The sequence below is a fragment of the Microvirga sp. P4_A5 genome (assembly GCF_056402495.1).
Genome location: NZ_JBFUHH010000093.1, coordinates 1 through 16606, shown reverse-complemented (window position 1 = coordinate 16606; position 16606 = coordinate 1). Strand labels below are relative to the sequence as shown.

The 16606-nt window shown below is 62.7% G+C and carries 15 protein-coding genes; 7 read left to right on the top strand and 8 right to left on the bottom strand.

What is annotated here, in order from left to right:
- The first annotated feature begins 30 nt into the window (after positions 1–30).
- The gene (locus tag AC1DVM_RS18700; RefSeq protein ID WP_477256874.1) at positions 31–2706 is read left to right on the top strand and encodes a tetratricopeptide repeat protein; all 2676 of its coding nucleotides are present in this window, start codon (positions 31–33) and stop codon (positions 2704–2706) included.
- Positions 2707–2770: 64 nt separating this feature from the next.
- On the opposite strand, the gene AC1DVM_RS18695 is transcribed toward AC1DVM_RS18700, so the two are convergent.
- A complete protein-coding gene (locus AC1DVM_RS18695) occupies positions 2771–4066 on the bottom strand; it encodes a Hint domain-containing protein (RefSeq protein WP_477256872.1) in 1296 nt (431 codons plus the stop codon).
- 290 nt (positions 4067–4356) lie between these two features.
- On the opposite strand from AC1DVM_RS18695, the gene AC1DVM_RS18690 reads away from it, so the two are divergent.
- Together AC1DVM_RS18690 and AC1DVM_RS18685 are read left to right on the top strand one after the other, a co-directional pair.
- Positions 4357–5982 carry a M10 family metallopeptidase gene (locus AC1DVM_RS18690; protein ID WP_477256871.1) on the top strand — a complete coding sequence of 542 codons (1626 nt, stop codon included), beginning with the start codon at positions 4357–4359 and terminating at the stop codon, positions 5980–5982.
- Positions 5983–6121: 139 nt separating this feature from the next.
- On the top strand, positions 6122–7837 hold the full coding sequence (locus AC1DVM_RS18685; RefSeq protein WP_477256869.1) for a calcium-binding protein: 1716 nt from the start codon (positions 6122–6124) through the stop codon (positions 7835–7837).
- An 816-nt stretch (positions 7838–8653) separates the two neighbouring features.
- Here the strand turns inward: AC1DVM_RS18685 and AC1DVM_RS18680 are convergent.
- The 7 genes from AC1DVM_RS18680 to AC1DVM_RS18650 all read right to left on the bottom strand — a co-directional run bounded on the left by AC1DVM_RS18680 (position 8654) and on the right by AC1DVM_RS18650 (position 13303).
- On the bottom strand, positions 8654–9364 hold the full coding sequence (locus AC1DVM_RS18680; protein ID WP_477256867.1) for an SMI1/KNR4 family protein: 711 nt from the start codon (positions 9362–9364) through the stop codon (positions 8654–8656).
- A gap of 352 nt (positions 9365–9716) precedes the next feature.
- Entirely contained in the window at positions 9717–10088 is a 372-nt protein-coding gene (locus AC1DVM_RS18675; protein ID WP_477256865.1) for a hypothetical protein, read from the bottom strand.
- Positions 10082–10243, bottom strand: a complete 162-nt coding sequence (locus AC1DVM_RS18670; protein WP_477256863.1) for a hypothetical protein — start codon at positions 10241–10243, stop codon at positions 10082–10084. The genes AC1DVM_RS18675 and AC1DVM_RS18670 overlap by 7 nt, the downstream gene beginning before the upstream one ends.
- Complete coding sequence (locus AC1DVM_RS18665; RefSeq protein WP_477256861.1) at positions 10243–10578, bottom strand: HNH endonuclease; 336 nt, start codon at positions 10576–10578, stop codon at positions 10243–10245. The genes AC1DVM_RS18670 and AC1DVM_RS18665 overlap by 1 nt, the downstream gene beginning before the upstream one ends.
- Before the next feature lie 129 nt (positions 10579–10707).
- Positions 10708–11694: a phage recombination protein Bet gene (gene bet / locus AC1DVM_RS18660; protein ID WP_477256859.1), complete on the bottom strand. Its 987-nt coding sequence runs from the start codon at positions 11692–11694 to the stop codon at positions 10708–10710.
- 2 nt (positions 11695–11696) lie between these two features.
- Positions 11697–12206: a siphovirus Gp157 family protein gene (locus tag AC1DVM_RS18655; protein WP_477256858.1), complete on the bottom strand. Its 510-nt coding sequence runs from the start codon at positions 12204–12206 to the stop codon at positions 11697–11699.
- Positions 12207–12529: 323 nt separating this feature from the next.
- Positions 12530–13303, bottom strand: a complete 774-nt coding sequence (locus AC1DVM_RS18650) for a helix-turn-helix domain-containing protein (RefSeq protein WP_477256856.1) — start codon at positions 13301–13303, stop codon at positions 12530–12532.
- Positions 13304–13487: 184 nt separating this feature from the next.
- On the opposite strand from AC1DVM_RS18650, the gene AC1DVM_RS18645 reads away from it, so the two are divergent.
- The 4 genes from AC1DVM_RS18645 to AC1DVM_RS18630 form a co-directional block, all read left to right on the top strand.
- Positions 13488–14822 (top strand): hypothetical protein, encoded by a 1335-nt coding sequence (locus AC1DVM_RS18645; protein WP_477256854.1) that lies wholly within the window; start codon positions 13488–13490, stop codon positions 14820–14822.
- A 254-nt stretch (positions 14823–15076) separates the two neighbouring features.
- The gene (locus AC1DVM_RS18640) at positions 15077–15556 is read left to right on the top strand and encodes a hypothetical protein (protein WP_477256852.1); all 480 of its coding nucleotides are present in this window, start codon (positions 15077–15079) and stop codon (positions 15554–15556) included.
- Between the two features lie 476 nt (positions 15557–16032).
- Entirely contained in the window at positions 16033–16347 is a 315-nt protein-coding gene (gene groES / locus AC1DVM_RS18635) for a co-chaperone GroES (RefSeq protein ID WP_477256850.1), read from the top strand.
- A 47-nt stretch (positions 16348–16394) separates the two neighbouring features.
- Positions 16395–16606: TCP-1/cpn60 chaperonin family protein (locus AC1DVM_RS18630; protein ID WP_477256848.1), on the top strand; the 212-nt coding region annotated here is incomplete at its 3' end.

The window sequence follows — 16606 nt, the reverse complement described above, 5'->3', positions numbered from 1 at the left end:
GCTGCAGCACTCGATCCCAACAATCTGCCGGTGAGGCTGGAGGTTGCTGCAGATCTGCGCGAACTCGGCCGGCTCGAGGAGGCGGAGGCGGTTCTGCAGCAGATCCTCGATCAGGCTCCCCAGCATGTTGGCGCGCAAATTGGGCTGGGTCACGTGGCTCGGCGGCGCGGGGATCGTGCCAAGGCTCTGGCGTATTTCGAAGCCGCTGCGGAATTGGATCCCGACAGCGTACCGGTGAAGCTGGAGGTTGCGGCGGATCTGCGGGACCTCGGCCGCCTCGGTGAGGCGGAGGGGATCCTGGAAGCGATCCTCGAGCGAGCTTCCCAGCATGTTGGCGCGCGTATTGGGCTCGCTCACGTGGCTCGCCAGCGCGGCGATCGGGCCGCGGCTCTGGCTCACTTCGGACATGCTGCAGCACTCGATCCCAACAATCTGCCGGTGAGGCTGGAGGTTGCTGCAGATCTGCGCGAACTCGRCCGGCTCGAGGAGGCGGAGRCGGTTCTGCAGSAGATCCTCGATCAGGCTCCCCAGCATGTTGGCGCGCAAATTGGGCTGGGTCACGTGGCTCGGCGGCGCGGGGATCGTGCCCGAGCTCTGGCTTACTTCGAAGCCGCTGCCGCAYTGGATACTAACAATCTGCCGGTGAAGYTGGAGGTYGCAGCTGATCTGCGGGACCTCGGCCGGCYCGATGAGGCGGAGGCGGTTTTGCAGACGGTCCTCAAGCAGGCCCCGCAGCATGTCGGCGCGCGTATTTGGCTCGGTCATTTGGCTCGGCGGCGCGGGGATCGTGCCAAGGCTCTGGCGTATTTCGAAGCCGCTGCGGAATTGGATYCCGACARCGTAACGGTAAAGCTGGAGGTCGCAACCGAGCTTAGAGATCGTGGACGCTATGAGGAAGCCAAGGCCGTCATAAACGCAGCGCTCCAGCTCGCGCCTCAAAACGTCCATTGCAGGATGCAAGTGGGCTATCTTCAGCGCCATGTAGGTGACCGGGAGGCCGCCCGCACTTTATTTCGCCGTGTTTCGCAAACTGATCCGGTCTTTCTACAAGCTTTTGTAGAGCTCGCGATTGAAGAGCGCGTACTCGGAAAGCCAGGCTTGGCTGAGGAGATTTTGAAGCAGGTCCTCGAGTTAAAACCGGATTATTTATCAGCAGTCATGCAACTTGCTGAAACTGCCCGACTTACCGGGGACTTGGAGAGGTGTCTATCTATCTATCAGGGCGCGATCAAGCTCCACCCAGGCAGTCTGGGGCTCTATATCCAGACCAGTCACATTCTAAATGAGTGTGGTGAAGACGCCGCTGCCTTCGCGCTTCTTGACACCGCCACTTCACTTTTTGGCGAGAGATGGGAGATTGACTGTAAGCGGGCGGAGTTGCTTAAGCTCGCTGGATACCTGCACCCTGCTCGGCGGTTGGTCGAGGCCGCTTTGATGAATCACCCCAACAACTTCGTCGTTTGGTCTCACTGTGTCCAGTTTGATATTCTTCTCGGCGACTTTGCGAGCGCGGCAGCACGATTACTTGCTTTCTCTTCTGAACTCGTCCTCGAGCGCGCGAGAATCTACGTATTCCGGGGGCAACTCGCCGAGGCCGAGTACAAATTTGAGGAGGCGAGAGACCACTATCACGCTGCGCTCATGCTGAACCCGAGAGATGGTGGGGCTCACGCGGAGATGTTTCGGGTTTGTATGTTGCTCCTCCGAATTGACCAGGCGAACCATCACCTCGAAGCGTGGACCCGGCTGAACACACCCGCACTTGTTGCCCGGGGTCAGTCGACGAATGTTTCCCAGAGCCACATGGGCCAAGTGTACGACGAGTTCGCCCTCAATAGAGATCTTATAAAACAACTCGCCGACATCAGGATGTTACCTCCCAATGAGCGGATTGCGCCGCTGCAAAAGTTGCTGCGCTCGAATGCGGAGAATTCTGCGCCTGCGATCCAGTTGATCATCGCGATCCGCCAGGCGGGGCTCTCCAACGTTTTCCAGCCGGAAGTCGGAGGGGAGAGTTGTAGGCCCATTCCTAAGGTGATCGTCCAGTATTGGGATGATCCTCAACCCCCCACCGACGTGACCCGCCTGATGGATACATGGCGCTCGACAAACCCGGACTACCGCCATCGACGCTTCGACGACGAAGGAGCTCAGGAGTTTCTCGCAATAAACTACGCGCCTCAGGTTTTGAGAGGTTATCGAAGAGCTGAAAACCCAGCTGAAAAGGCGGACGTGTTTCGCCTCGCCTACCTCTACGCGGAAGGCGGCGTTTACGTGGATGCGGATGATCGATGCATCGCCCCCATCAATTCAGTGCTTCCATCTCACGTCGCATTGGCTGTGTACCAGGAGGACTATGCCCTTGGTGGGCTGGCCATTGGTACCTTGGGCAATAATTTTTTGGCGGCCGCTCCAAACAATGCCGTGATCGGGCGCGCTCTCGAGCTAGCCACTGAGGCTTTGAACCGGGGTGACACCGAAATGGTATGGCTGAAAACAGGTCCGGCTCTGATCACTCGCGCTTTTGCAGAGATCGCGTCCAAAACGCCCCTCAAGTTGGCTGTCTGGCTTCATAATATCGCGCTACTGGAGAGGAGGCAGCTTTCCCAGTTTGCCGCGATCCATTGCTTTACGGCTTACAAAAAAACGCCGAAGCATTGGTCCAACACCATTAATCCGACCCGGACATTGCCGGCTCGCAGCTGAACCGGCGCCGGATGTCCAGCACCGCTGCTCCGGCCAATTGCCACCTTCAAATGGGCTTCTCGAATTATGCGGCGACCGCGGTGCGTGAGTGGGACAGCACTTGGCCGCGTGACGCAATCCGCTCCCGAATGACGACAGGCACTTGCCGGAAGGCTTTTGCGCGCGGGAAGGACATTTCCACCAAGGGAGCTGAATGTCCACCCAACGCCTCATGCTCTTCCCAGTTGTCGAATGCCAGGCGGTCAACGTTATCGATAAAACTCTCGGCGGGGACATTATCGGCGAGCAGCAGCGAGTGGTCTTCGAGCTCGATGTGATAATAGGTGAACGTTTCTGCTGGCGCGGGGGCGCGCACAATGGACGTGCCATTCACCAGCGCGCCGGCGTGAATGAGAATGTCATCCACGAGCACTGCGTGGCAGGGTGAGATGTACAGGTCGCGCGAGGGCACATTTTCAGCCAGTGCTCCGGCTCTGATGCAGATCGGCAGGACGCGGAGCGGATCGGCAAAGCGGGTTGAGATGGTCTGGCGCCCGATCCACCGCACGGGTACGAGGCGTCCTTCAACTGTCTTAGCTAGGTCGCCGCGCTGCAAGGCCTCAACCGCGACTTCGCCAGCTGCAGTCTCGATCCGGGTGCCAGGCAGGAAGCAAATCGCCGTTGCAGTCGAGGCATTTGGTGTGTGGGTAGAGCCCGTCGTCGCCGGCGTGTCGGTGAAGAGCCGATAAGTTGCTTTGGCGCCATTTCCCGTCGAACCTATAAAGGCACCATCTCCCGTGCTGCCGAGATAGGTGTAGGTGGTTCCACCGAAAGTGAATGAATCATTGCCGACGAGCTTATCAAGTGGATCGTTCTTATTGTCGGCCACATCCGACACCGATGCATTTTGCGACGACAGATCGCCAACTGTGTAACTGTTGCCCGACTTCGTTACAGAATAAACATAATTGAAGGTACTATTACCGTCAGCCAAAACTTGCGCCCCCTGGTGAAAATGGAACTCTTTTATGGTTCCCTCTCGCGCTTGAGTAGCATTGGATTTCACAGGCGGGTCCTGCTTCTTTGGGGTAATCCGAAGGAGGTAGTTGATGTTATGATTTGGCGATAGAATTGCCTGCGATTGCTGTCCCCTTTTGCAAATTCGCTGGCTTCGAGCAGAAGTGCCGCTCTGCGGCCAGCGCGCGTATTTCTGCTGCCGCATAAAACGCTCGACCCGTCCCCAGCTAACCAGATCGCCTTTGGCCCTCAACGCGGCATACATTCCCGGGCTGCCAGAGCTGGCCTGCGGGCCCTGCCGGTCCTGCCAAGCCGATGCCGTGGAGCCCTTGCGGGCCTTGTAGCCCCTTATGTGTCCAGCCACGTCCTGCGCGCCTTGAGGACCGGGCGGCGCGGGAAAGATCTCAGAGACGCCCGGCACTCCCGGAGATCTCGCTGGCTTGCAGAGGCAGGCTGCTCAGGTTCTCCTGCAGGGCCCGGTGGGACCGCCATCTTGATCTGCAAATGACGGATCGAGCGCGGGGCAACGCCTTCACCTGACCCTTGGGAGAGTTGTCGTGGGCCGGCACTTCGATTCCTTGACCCCCGCGAGATCACGACAGTAATGTTCTCGAAATATCCTCGCGATAGGATCAGCAAAACTTTGGGGGCGGGATGGCTAGCGTTCGCACGTCGGTGCCGGGATCGGGCTATGGGAGTGCCTATATCGATGCTCTGATCTGGGGTGGCACCGCGTGGGATCCAGCCCGCGGTCCGGTCACCTTCCATTTCGGCGAATCGGCTGACTATGCGGCCGCGACCGGCGCCCATGGAAGCGATGGCGTGACGGTCGACAGCACCGCGCTTGACCCTTGGTCGACCACCGAACAGGAGGCCTTCCGCTATGCCATGGACCTGTATGCCAATGTCAGCGGGCTGACCTTTGAGGAGGCGCCGTCGGCTGCGGGCGCCAACATCGTCTGGTGGCAATCGCCTTTGGGGGGAGCATTCGGGATCCATGAGACGCCCGCCGCGACTGGCCAGCAGATCTGGGGCGCTTTCGATCCCCATTTGACCTCGTGGGGCTATTTGGCGATGGGTGGCGACGGGCTTTACACCGTCATCCACGAACTCGGACACGCCGTCGGCCTCGCCCATCCGCATGACGGCGGCGGCGAGGCGGATGCCACCCTCTTCCAGGGGGTCTTCTGGTCGGCCGATACCGGCGACCGGCGGCTGAACCAGGGCGTCGGCACCGTGATGTCGTACAACAGCGTTTATGATTGGGGGGCGGGGTCCGACACCGAGGCGTTCGGGCGCCAGGGCGGTCTCGGCGCGTTCGACATCGCCGCGCTCCAGGCGCTTTACGGTCCCAATCTGCGCACGCGCACGGGCGACGACGTCTACCATCTGCCGCTCGCCAATGCCATCGGCACCGGGTGGTCCTCGATCTGGGACGCCGGCGGCAGCGACACCATCAGCGGCGAAGGATCCACCGCGAGCGTCACGATCGATCTCCGCCCGGCGACGCTCATGAAAGGCGCCGCCGGGGCAGGCGGCTTCATTTCGCAGGCCGGCGTCGTCGGCGGCGGTTTCACCATCGCCAAAGGCGTCGTGATCGAGAATGCGATCGGGGGTTCAGGACACGACCGGCTTGTCGGCAATGGGGCTGCCAACATCCTCGATGGACGCGGCGGGGCTGACCGCATGGTTGGTGGGGCGGGCGCCGATATCTACTTCGTCAACACCAGCCGCGATACGGTCGTCGACACCTCCGGCCGCGACACCGTCTACACCAGCGTCAGCTACACCCTCGCGCGTGCGGCCCGCATCGAGAGCCTGAGCGCGGTGGACGCGGGTTCGAAGAAATCGATGACGCTGACCGGCAGCTCATTTTCCAACGCCATCACGGGCAATGCCGGCGCCAATGTCATTAACGGAAAAGGCGGCCATGATCTCCTCACCGGCGGATCGGGGCGGGACGCGTTTGTGTTCGACACGAAACTCTCCGGCCGAACCAATGTCGACCGGATCCTCGATTTCTCAGTCCGCGATGACACCCTGCGGCTCGACAATGCCATCTTCCGTGCGCTCGACAAGACCGGCACGCTGGCATCCGGCGCCTTTCATATCACCAAGACGTCGAAACTGGCGCACGATGCGGATGACCGGATCATCTACAACGCGAGCAATGGCTATCTGTACTACGACGCGGACGGAATGGGCGGCGCGGGGCCAACCAAGTTTGCGCGCCTGCAGGAAGGTTTGAAGCTGAAGGCGAGCGACTTCTACGTCGTCTGAAGCCAGGGCTGGTGCACCACAACGGATGCCCTCTGCGCAATGGTGGCGTGGGGGAGGGTATTCGATTGATCAATAGCGGATCGGCAGGCAGCGTCGGCTACTTGCCGCCGCCAACATTGCGGGTTGGGGAAAAGCATTCATGACGACGATCACCGCCAGCGCTAATTTCCGGCTCCGCATGGACGCGAGTGGAAGCATTCCAGAACTCAACAGTTACTGGCGCCTTGAGGACGCCGGCGATGGCAGTTTTTTGGCGCGCCTCATCAAGACCGGGCCCTATGCCACCACCTACTTCATCGAGGTCGGGGATGAGATCGCCGCTCATCCCGACGGCAAGGTGACGGGTGTCGTTCGCGAACTCGTCCTTGCGGCCGAGTCGGGCTCCCGTTCGGGACAGAACGGAGTGCAGCTGGCGATCACCGGCGCCGACGTCCCGGTCGATCACGCGCCGAGGCTCCCCCTGGCGCTGTTTGTCGCCGGCGACGATGTCATCACGGGCTCGTTGCTCAATGACGTCATTTATGGCGCCACCGGCAACGACCTCCTGAACGGGTGGCGGGGAGGCGACTTTGTGTACGGTGGTGATGGCAACGATACGCTCGTCGGCGGCGCCCGGGACGCGGACCAGCTCTTCGGTGGCCGGGGCGACGACGTCTTCCAGATTGATGATACGCGCCACGGGGTCATTGAAGCACAAGGCGAGGGCACCGACGTCGTCTTCGCCAGCGTGAGCTTCAGCCTCGGGGCGTCGGCGGAAATCGAGACATTGCAGGCGGTCGGATCGAAAGCCGTGAACCTGACCGGCAGCAACACCGCCAACATGATTTTCGGCAATGGGCGCGCCAATCTGCTTCTCGGCCGTGGTGGCGAGGACACGCTCGGTGGGTTTGCCGGCAACGACACCCTCGAAGGCGGCAGGAACGCCGATGAGCTTCATGGCGGCGAGGGCCGCGACCTGCTCAGTTACGCGCACTCGGCAGCCGCCGTCATCGTCAATCTGGCCGACCACCAGGGGTATGCAGGCGACGCCCTCGGCGACACGATGTGGGAATTGGAAGATGTCCTCGGGTCGAGCTGGTCGGATTCCATCACCGGCGACGATGCGGCGAACACCCTCCGCGGCGACGGCGGCAACGATCTCCTGGTTGGCGCGGCGGGAAATGATATTCTCATCGGCGGACGCGGCCATGACAGTCTGCTGGGCGGCTCCGGCTACGACCGCGTGGATTTCAGCCGGGATGCCGCCCGCAAGGGCGTCAGCGTGGATTTGATGGTGGGCACGGCCACGGACGGTTTTGGCGGCCGGGATGTGCTCGCAGATTTCGAGGAAATTCGCGGCTCCCGCTTCAACGACATCATCAAGGGCGGCATCCTGGACGAGACGCTTCGCGGCGACGGCGGAAACGACCGCCTCAGCGGGCGGGATGGCAACGACCGTTTGTTCGGCGGTGCGGGCAACGACCATCTGAGCGGCGAGAGTGGCAACGACCATTTGTCGGCTGGCCCCGGGCGGGACACACTGACGGGCGGCGCGGGAGACGACGTTTTCGTGTTCAACAGCAAACCGCACCGGCTCACCAATGTCGACAGGATCACGGACTTCGAACCGGGTGGCGATCTCTTCCACCTCGACCGGACTTTTTTAAAAAACACCGGCGTTCCGAACCAGCCGCTTAAGGATGACTTCTTTCATCTCGGCCGGAAGGCCGAGGATGCTCTCACTCGCATCATCTACGACAAGGCCACGGGCTCGCTCTATTTCGATCCCGACGGAACGGGTTCCGCGACTCAAATCAAGATTGCGATTCTCGCCAACAAGGTCAGTCTCGACTCCGCCGATTTTTTGGTGATTTAGCCGGGGGCTTCAGTTTTAGAGGGAGCCGGTGTTGAGGGGTCTCAGCTGACGGGCCGGGCCAACTTGCATCGTTTTGGATAACCCGGAATGTCGGCGACTATGCCGTCGCCCATGGAACCTATACCCACGTTTTCTGGGTGCGGCGGTGTCCCGCCCCACCGCCGCGATGCTGGGTTCCTCAGGGCGAGCAGGCGGAGTTTCAACTTGCTTCATGCGCACAGCAACGGACACGTCGACGGGACACGCCCGGGGCGCGGGCCAGGCCCTTTCAACACCGGCCGCACCGAGAAGCGGTCGAACTTGGGTTCGCGCTGTGGGTCCAAAGCGCCATCGCGGGACGCAAGCGCAAGGGTCGTTCTTATCGCAATTGGCCAACTGACACCCGGCTCCCTCTTGGTCCCAAACCCGCAGCGGCATTGCAGCATCTCGCCTCGCAAGGGATTATCGCCCGGGAACGCGTTCTAGACGGTCTCCCCCATCCGAGTGGCGCTAATGCCGAGCGGATCGGCTACTTTCTCGGCCGAAAAGCCAGAGAAGCCCTGTCGGCAAAAACAGTGCCCGAGCCCATCGATCAAGCGAAAACGGCGTTGCGGACGCGGATCTCGGCTCTCACTGTCTTTGAGGCTGGACAATGAACGCGCGGGTTTCTCGGCGCGAAGCAGCGCGAGGTGAGGAGGGGCGCAAGCCCCCAACGTGGGTCGTCTGCCGTGGGATCTGGTATAATGGCGTGGTCATCCTCGTGCTGCGAGGTGCCCCATGTCGCGCCACCAGAAAGATCCCTTGCGCCCGCTCACCGCGGCCGAGCGATTGGCCTTATCAAAGGAATTGGCCAGGCGCGCCCAAGAGGATCCGTGCTCCTTCGTGGAAGTGGTCTACTTCCGGCAGCTTTAGTCGAAACTCCCGCAGCACGGTCTCATCGGCAGCCACCTCCAGTCTGAAATTGCCCCGCTCTAACAGTTCTGCGACCCAACCGAGGAACTCACCGAGTGAGCCGGCGAGCACCACCTTCACATCCTCATCCCGCCCGAAGAGGATCACCTGGCCATTACGACCATCGGGCCAAGGATCAAAGTCGAGCCCGATATGATTGCCTGAACCATCAGAGGTCAGCGGAATCCACCGCTGATTAACATAGGCCGGGTCAACTGAGCTTTTAGGCCAAGCGCCTCCGGGAATTACGTAAGGATTACCGCCAAACTCGGCCAATGTTCTTGCCCATGATTCCCATGCAGCTGCAGCATGATCCAGCGGAAGTAACGGAAGTCCGTAGATATGACCCCAGCGGTCGTCGCTCTCGCCATCATGCCATTGGTAAAGCTGACGGTACGCACGCGGCATAGAAAGGCCAATTCGACGCTCAAACGCATCCAGCTGCTCGTTCGTAGCCGGCGGATTGAGCACGTATTTCTCTGGGGACAAGTGGGCAGCATACCAGGCGTCGAGGCGAGCGAGCACCGGTGCGATATCCTCCTCCAGCATGGGCTTGGCTTCTCCAGTCGGCCGCTCCGGAGGGCTGATGGTCGGCATTCCGGTCTTTCCCCTGATCTGGAGTATGGCGCAGGCAGAAGGCAGCAGCCCACCGATGCCAAAGGTACCCAGCAGAGAGCCGCCAAGCAGCAGATTGCGCCTAGTTGGATCCATTTTCGTCCATGATTACCCGAATATCGCGCAAGTTCTAACGTTCGCTTTACACCGATAAGGCCCTTTATGGAACGCGCTTTTGCGTATTCGCGAAGTCTTATGGAACCCCGCCGCGCCTATTCAGTAAAACTGCCCCCGGAGCGGCTTTCAGCCCACGCACGATTACTGAGATACGCTTGCCGCGGGCGGAGCTTGTGAAGATAGAGCGCCAGGGCCGTGAAACCGAAGATGAATCCGATCAAAGCACTAGGGCCGGCGTCGTATTGTGGTGAACTTCCGAAAGACAGTCATTAGCGCCGCTCTTCCCAGAGATGCGAGGACGATCGTCAATGCCCACCACCCGACCAACTTCTTCCGCATCGTTGCCCCCGGCCGCTTCTTTGGCGAGATAAAGTTTTCGCCTCTGCTTTGCAAAGATCAGGTCCACCTGTAAATCCCGCAGTTCCGAGCGCACCCTAACCAGTTTCGTTAACGCGGGTAGGGGTCCCCGCATGCTGTAACGGGCCGCCGAGCGGCATGTCTTGGCCATGCCGTTGCGTCGGTCTACCTCAAACTGTTTCAAACGCGCGTTGAAACGCTCACTAGGTAGCAAGAGCTGGCTGTTCACCATGGGACGAGGCGACGTTCCTTATCGCGCTGGAATGCGGGCACCCGCGCCCGCTCGATCAATCCTAGATCCTCGAGTCGGGTGATCGCCCGCCGGATCTGCGCCTCGCGCAAGCCTAGTCCGAACGCCGACCGCGTCGGGCGGTGATGTTCGGGCATTACCGCCGCACCACGGATCCATCAAGTTTCTTCTTCCAGCGGGAAGCGCGCGATCCCGGAAAGCGGCTCGGCTGGCGAATGCCGAGGTGCTTGAGCCGGACCCGGACGGCCTTGGCAATGCGAGACACGTCAGTCCTGGTTTTCAGGCGATGACAGCGCACGCAGAGCGGGTCGAGATTGTGCAACGCATCCTCGCCCCCAATGGCGAGCGGAATGTGATGGTCCCACTCGAGGCCCGACCGTCCATTGATCTCGCCCCGACATCGGCGGCACCGATAACCAAAATGYGCGAGACGCCGGGCAAGGTCGCGTCTTGAGAACGGTTTTCGCGGCATGCGACACTCCTTGCGTGAGGAATCCGGTTGAACCGGCGACGGGTTCGGTGCGGGATCGACGCCTTGCTGGTGCAGCCGGGATGCGGCGCAGGCAAACGCCTCCGCACACCGCAATGGCGTTGCCGGTATCTAGGGGTCGACGCCGCGCGAGGCGGCGCCGGCCATCTCGATGTGCTTCTTCAATTCCAGCGCATCCCCCGGCGCGCGCGCCCAGAACTCGCGCAAGGCATGACGGTTGCGTTCCGTCCAACGCGACACCACTGACGGATCCGAGGCGTTCTCCTGCAGGAAGGCCATCACCCGGTCGGCGAATTGTCCCACCGGGACGCCGCACAGGGGCTGGTTGTCCATCCAGTCGATGAGGATCGTCTCGACGCCGCCGATGCGTGCGAGGCGCTCCTCGGTCGCGCCGGCCTTGGCTCCCTCCGACGGCAGCAAGGCGGCCGCGCGCGAGCGGTCGACCTCTTCGCTCGCGTACACATTGGCAAAGTCTTCGGGCCACGCCTTGCGCAGGGCGAGGGCTTCCGCGACCTTGGCGAGCATCAGGCGGGGCATCCTCGCCCAGTTGCCGAGGGGATCGAGGCGCGGTGTCAGCGCGCCGCGCGCGCACTCTCTCTCGATGGCACGTCCGCTCTCCGGCCAGGCCTCGCCGGTGTCGATCCAATCGGATGCCTCGGCCTCTTGTCTGACGGGCGCGTATTCGTCCCAGTGCGCGACGGCGGTCACCTTGTGCCAGGCGCCGTGCGAAAACTTGAACACGCGCACCGTCGCCTTGACCAGCCCGGCCGGATTGGCGGCTCCCTTCAGGCTCGGGTCGATCTTGAAGGTGGGAGCGTTGTCATCGGGACGGTAATTGCCGCTGCGCGCGGCAATGGTGCGAAAACCGTCGATGCCGGTGATGATCGCCATGCGCCGCCGCCCCGGCCTGCCGGCGTCGTCGATGACGGCGTAGATCTGCCGACGCAGCGGATCGAGACCGAGGTGGCGCGCCGTGTGCATAAACAGATTGAATTCGTCGTCGCTGCAACCGGCGGCGACCGTGCGCCGGATCAGCGCCAGCGTCCGCGGGTCGTAGGGGGTGGCGGCGGCCGGGCCGGGGAGGGAGACGACAGCCATCTTTATCTCCTGCGGATAGTGACGGTGTGATCGCCATTGGTGAGGGTCGCGCCCGGGACGCGGGTGCCGTCGCGGAGGTCCGCCGTCAGCACCTTGAGGTCGAGCCGCGGCGGCTGCGGCCGCCAATAGGAGGCCGGGATGTCGGCCTCCTCGATGACCTGCGCCTTGGGCGGAACCTGGGTCAGGCTGAGGGTGCCGATGTCGAGTTCGAGCTTGGGCCGCTCGGCGATTGCAAGCGCCGAGGCGAGGAGGGCGCGCTTGAGCTGAATGCGCCCGGCAATGCGGTCCCGGCGGGCGGAGAGGTCATCGCCGTATGCCTTGAGGCCGGCCATCAAGGCCTCATCGTCGCCCAGACTGGCGAGCAGGGCGCGCGCCATCTCTTCGAACGCAATCTCGCCCTCCAGGGTGTCGCGAATGAACTCGGTGTCGCCCGCCGCCAGCTGCACGATCTGCTCTTTCAGAAGCCGCGCCGCATCGAGGGCTTTGCGCGCGTCCATGACGATGCCTGTCATCGGCATTCCCTCTTCTTGCACGACCACCAGGTGGGCGTCCGCGCGGTCCGTCGCAGGCCTCAGCGCCGGCAAGCCTGCTGACCGGCCCTTGGTCATCGCGTGAACTGACGACCGCGCCAGCGACCAGCCGTTCACCATCGGTGGAGCCACGCGGGACACGGGAGCACCGGTGCGACGGATGGCGGTCGCGCTTGCCGACAGCCTTTGAGCAACGCCAGTTCGATCGAAGCACGATATCGCACTTTAATTAGCGCGGCAAGTGTTTCGCGCTTATTTTAGCGCGACTGGCGTCATCCTCAGGCGGTTTGCGTCACGGCGCGGTGCTAGCGCAAGGGCACCCGGCAGACGATGTCGCGGACGATCGCCACGACCCGCACCTCACCCTCGCGGTCGGGGCGGGTGTCTCGCGGGATGATGATGGGCCGGTGCCGCGGGTTGGTGGAGCGGGGGCAGAATTCGATCCGATCCTCGTAGAGTTCGACCTGCCTGGCCGACAACTCGCGCAGGCGATCGCCGTCGGTTTTTTGCTCGACGACGACGACCATGCCGTCGCGCAAGGCCAGGCGTCCCTGCGGATCTCGATAATCGAGCGCGATGACGCGAACGCCGGGGAGGAGCGGGTACGGCGTCAGGGAATTCATTGAATCGCCGGCGACCTCGAAGATCACCAGGCTGGCGTCGGGATAGTCCCGGTCGCGCGGCACGGCCTCGACGAGGGGCGGCCCGTCAGCACGATCCGCAACGGGGCGAAACGAACCGGCCTCGAGGATGCCCCGCACGGGCGCCTTCACCAAGGGGTCCGCCTCGGAGAGATCGTAAGAGAGGCTTGCGGCGTAAGAGGTGGTCGCCGGCGGGCCGCTCTCGCCCGCCGTCCCGAAGGCGAGCCATTCGACGCTGGTGTCAAGGACGGGGGCGAGACGCCGGAGGGTGTCAAGGCGCGGCGAAGCGACCTTGCCCTCGCGGATGTTGCGGATGGTCGAGCCAGAGAGACCCGCCTCTTTCGCCGCCCCGCGCTCGCTTTTGCCGGTCGCGGCGAGGCGCTCGCTGATCCGATCGAGCATGGCGATGAGATTGTCGGAGAGGTTGGCCTGCCGCATGGGATAGATATATCCCGCGCGAGTATAATCTCAGAGCGCATATTTTAGCTTGGTTTTAGGATAAATTTACCGCGACCCTCTCGTGGCAGCCCTGAGCTGGCAAGGCAGCGAAGGGGTGATGAGACCCCTTGCGCACTATTCCCGGACCGGGGTAGCTCCCCGCCGTCAACGGGAGTCACATGACATGCCGAAGCTGACCGACGACACCTGGCAGGCCATCCGCGGCCAATGGGAAACGGGAGCCTCCGACGCCTCGCTGGCGGCGCGCTACGGCGTCTCGCGGCAGACCATCAAACGCCGCGCCGCCGCGCACCAGTGGCAGCGCGACGATGCCTGCGAGGGTGCAGGCGAACGATCCCCCGAAGGGCGGCGGGCGAATGGCTCCGACGGGGGTGACCAGCCGATCCTCGACCGAGCGCAACTGGCGTTCAAGCAGCAGGCCGAATGGGCACCGATCGACGCCCTTCAGGCGGACATGGTGGCCGCGTTGCAGAGCATCCGCACCCGGCTTCAGGCGCGTGTCGCGAGCGCGTCACCGGGCCGTCAAAACCGCAAGGCCACGGGCGCGCAAGACCGCGCACCGGGCCTCGATCCCCGCGTGACCCTGGATGACGTGTTGAAATGGGCGACGACATGGGCGGCGCTCTACGACAAGGCAGCCTCAGGCCTGCATAAGGCGCAAGACGGCGAACGCCGGGCGCACGGGTTCGATTCCCGGATGCAGCAGCACCAAACCGCAGAAGACGCGGAGGCCATTGAAAGCTGCAATGAGATGTGGGAGGAAATGCTTGTCTATGTCGACCAGGCCGACCAAACCTACCGCGAGCAGGAAGAACGTCAAGAAACCGACGCGAATGACCCGTCGAAGCTAACCGACGGTACCTGGCAGTCCATCCGCGACCAATGGGAAACGGGAGCCGGCGACGCCTCCCTGGCGATGCGGTACTTCCTCTCGCTTCAGGCGATCGAACGACGCGCCGCCGCGCACCAGTGGCAGCGCGCCGATGCCCCCGAGGGTCTAAGCAGGGGTGCGCCGGGCCGGCCGATCCTCGACCGCCCGCAACTGGCGGTGAAGCACCAGGCCGAATGGGCCGCGCTCGACGCCATTCAGGCCGACGTGCTGGCCGCGTTGCAAGGTATCCGTACCCGGCTTCAGGCGCGTGCCGCCGGCGCGTTACCGGGGCGACCAAACCGCACGTCGGCCCCGGGCGCGCAAACCCGGGCACCGGACAGCGATCCCCGCGTGACATTGGATGACCTGTTAACACGGGCGACGACATGGGCGGCGCTCTACCAAAAGGCAGCCTCAGGCCGGCAAAAGGCGCAAGACGGTGAACGCCGAGCGCACGGGTTCGATTTCCGGATGCCGCAGCAGCAAATCGCAGAAGACGAAGAGGCCATGCAAAGCCTCGATGAGGAGTTGATGCAGTTGCTGGCGTATGTCGAGCGGGCGAGATGGATCCGCGTCGAGCAGGAAGAACGTCAAAAAGCCAACGCGGCGGAGGCGCACGACGGCTGACGGGCACCTCTCGGCGACGCGCGCCGACCGACCACCGCTCGCCGCGCCTGTGGGCGGTCCGTGGTGTCGCCGGGTCGGGCGAGGCAACGCACCCCAGATCGATGGCCGCGGCCGAGGCGAGTCTGACAACCCCGATTGCCGGGCAGTCGGGCCGCTCCGAGACGACCCGATGACCAGACGGATCCCCAGATCGGTGCAAGGGCCCTCAGCCCGATCATGGAAAGAGCAGCGGGATCGACGCGCCTCCCATCGGGATGGGCGAAGATCCGTTAAGCGTCGGAGGGAACCGCCCCGTATGCTCCAGCGTCACTATCGAAGCCGTTTTTCTGACGATTGTCGAAGGAGCTAGCCTTTTGCCGATGAGCCAAAACCCCATCGTTGAATGGCCCGAGGATCTTTATGACCTGCTGGAGGGCATGCAGGTCATGACCAGGGATGACAAGCGCTATTGCCAGATCGACGCCGACGTCGATGCGACCACCCTGTTCCTTCTCAACGACTTCGAAGCGCGCGCGCGTCATCGCCAAGTGCGGATCAGGCTCGCGGGCGGGATCAAGTGCCTTGTGAGTGACATGAATGGGCTTGTTGGCCTCGGTGCCGGGTCTGATCCGACGCGGCACATCGGCAAAGTCCGCATCAGCTTTCACGACATTCAGGATGATAATTGCGTCGACGCGGGACCGCAGCAGCCGACCCTGCACGCTCTTGAACCCACCAACACGATCGCGCCATAGGATTCGGTTAGGCGCGGAGTTTGCGGGCTTTTCAGTCTCACGCGCGCAGCACCGCCTGACAGGTTCCCTTTTTGCCGGAAGCAGCCTTGTCGGAGGCTTCGGTTTGCTCAGGCATGCCGCGACCTCGTCGAAGAGTTCGACAATGAGATCGAGGCGGCAAGGCGCTGGTGACATGGAGCCAGGCGGCGAGGTTGTGGCGATTGGCAGGATGGATCACTCGCCATGCTTGAGTGCGCGACGATTGTCCGTCGGCGCCCCGACCCGGCCGCCCCGCTGCGCCTCCGACTTGCCGGCCACGGCGGGAGCCCGGCCACGGCCTCCGGCTCGGGTCTTGCCATCGCGAGTTCTGAAATCACCTCCGGCTGGGCAGCCGGCGGGGGGCGGCGGGAAGGCGCAGAATCTTTCGTTGGCACTCTTCCGGCAGGAGTGCTAAGTGAACGCCTTCAGCCTCTTCTTTTCCAAGATCGGATTTAGCCATGACGTTTCGTCCCTTGCATGACCGTGTCGTCGTGCGTCGCATCGATGCCGAAGACAAGAGCAAAGGCGGGATCATCATCCCCGACACCGCCAAGGAGAAGCCGCAAGAGGGCGAAATCATCGCCGTCGGCTCCGGCGCCCGTGACGAGAGCGGCAAGCTCGTGGCCCTCGACGTCAAGGCAGGCGACCGCGTCCTGTTCGGCAAGTGGTCCGGCACCGAGGTCAAGATCGACGGCGAGGATCTTTTGATCATGAAGGAAGCCGACATCATGGGCGTGATCGAGACCGCCGTTTCAACGGCGAAGGCGGCTTAGCGCGCCGGATCCCGTCCCGTTTCATTGACCATTGGAGAATTCAAATTATGGCAGCCAAAGACGTTAGATTTTCCTCCGACGCGCGTGACAAGATGATCCGCGGCGTCGACATCCTCGCCAATGCCGTCAAGGTCACGCTGGGTCCCAAGGGCCGTAACGTGGTGCTCGACAAGGCCTACGGCGCGCCGCGCATCACCAAGGACGGCGTCACCGTCGCCAAGGAAATCGAGCTCGCCGACAAGTTCGAGAACATGGGCGC

What these genes read in the sequence shown, in the direction of transcription:
- AC1DVM_RS18690 (WP_477256871.1), top strand. Translation starts at nt 4,357, where the DNA reads ATGGCTAGCGTTCGCACGTCGGTGCCGGGATCGGGCTATGGGAGTGCC.
- AC1DVM_RS18685 (WP_477256869.1), top strand. Translation starts at nt 6,122, where the DNA reads ATGACGACGATCACCGCCAGCGCTAATTTCCGGCTCCGCATGGACGCG.
- AC1DVM_RS18680 (WP_477256867.1), bottom strand. Translation starts at nt 9,364, where the DNA reads ATGCCGACCATCAGCCCTCCGGAGCGGCCGACTGGAGAAGCCAAGCCC.
- AC1DVM_RS18675 (WP_477256865.1), bottom strand. Translation starts at nt 10,088, where the DNA reads ATGGTGAACAGCCAGCTCTTGCTACCTAGTGAGCGTTTCAACGCGCGT.
- AC1DVM_RS18670 (WP_477256863.1), bottom strand. Translation starts at nt 10,243, where the DNA reads ATGCCCGAACATCACCGCCCGACGCGGTCGGCGTTCGGACTAGGCTTG.
- bet (WP_477256859.1), bottom strand. Translation starts at nt 11,694, where the DNA reads ATGGCTGTCGTCTCCCTCCCCGGCCCGGCCGCCGCCACCCCCTACGAC.
- AC1DVM_RS18655 (WP_477256858.1), bottom strand. Translation starts at nt 12,206, where the DNA reads ATGACAGGCATCGTCATGGACGCGCGCAAAGCCCTCGATGCGGCGCGG.
- AC1DVM_RS18650 (WP_477256856.1), bottom strand. Translation starts at nt 13,303, where the DNA reads ATGCGGCAGGCCAACCTCTCCGACAATCTCATCGCCATGCTCGATCGG.
- AC1DVM_RS18645 (WP_477256854.1), top strand. Translation starts at nt 13,488, where the DNA reads ATGCCGAAGCTGACCGACGACACCTGGCAGGCCATCCGCGGCCAATGG.
- AC1DVM_RS18640 (WP_477256852.1), top strand. Translation starts at nt 15,077, where the DNA reads ATGGGCGAAGATCCGTTAAGCGTCGGAGGGAACCGCCCCGTATGCTCC.
- groES (WP_477256850.1), top strand. Translation starts at nt 16,033, where the DNA reads ATGACGTTTCGTCCCTTGCATGACCGTGTCGTCGTGCGTCGCATCGAT.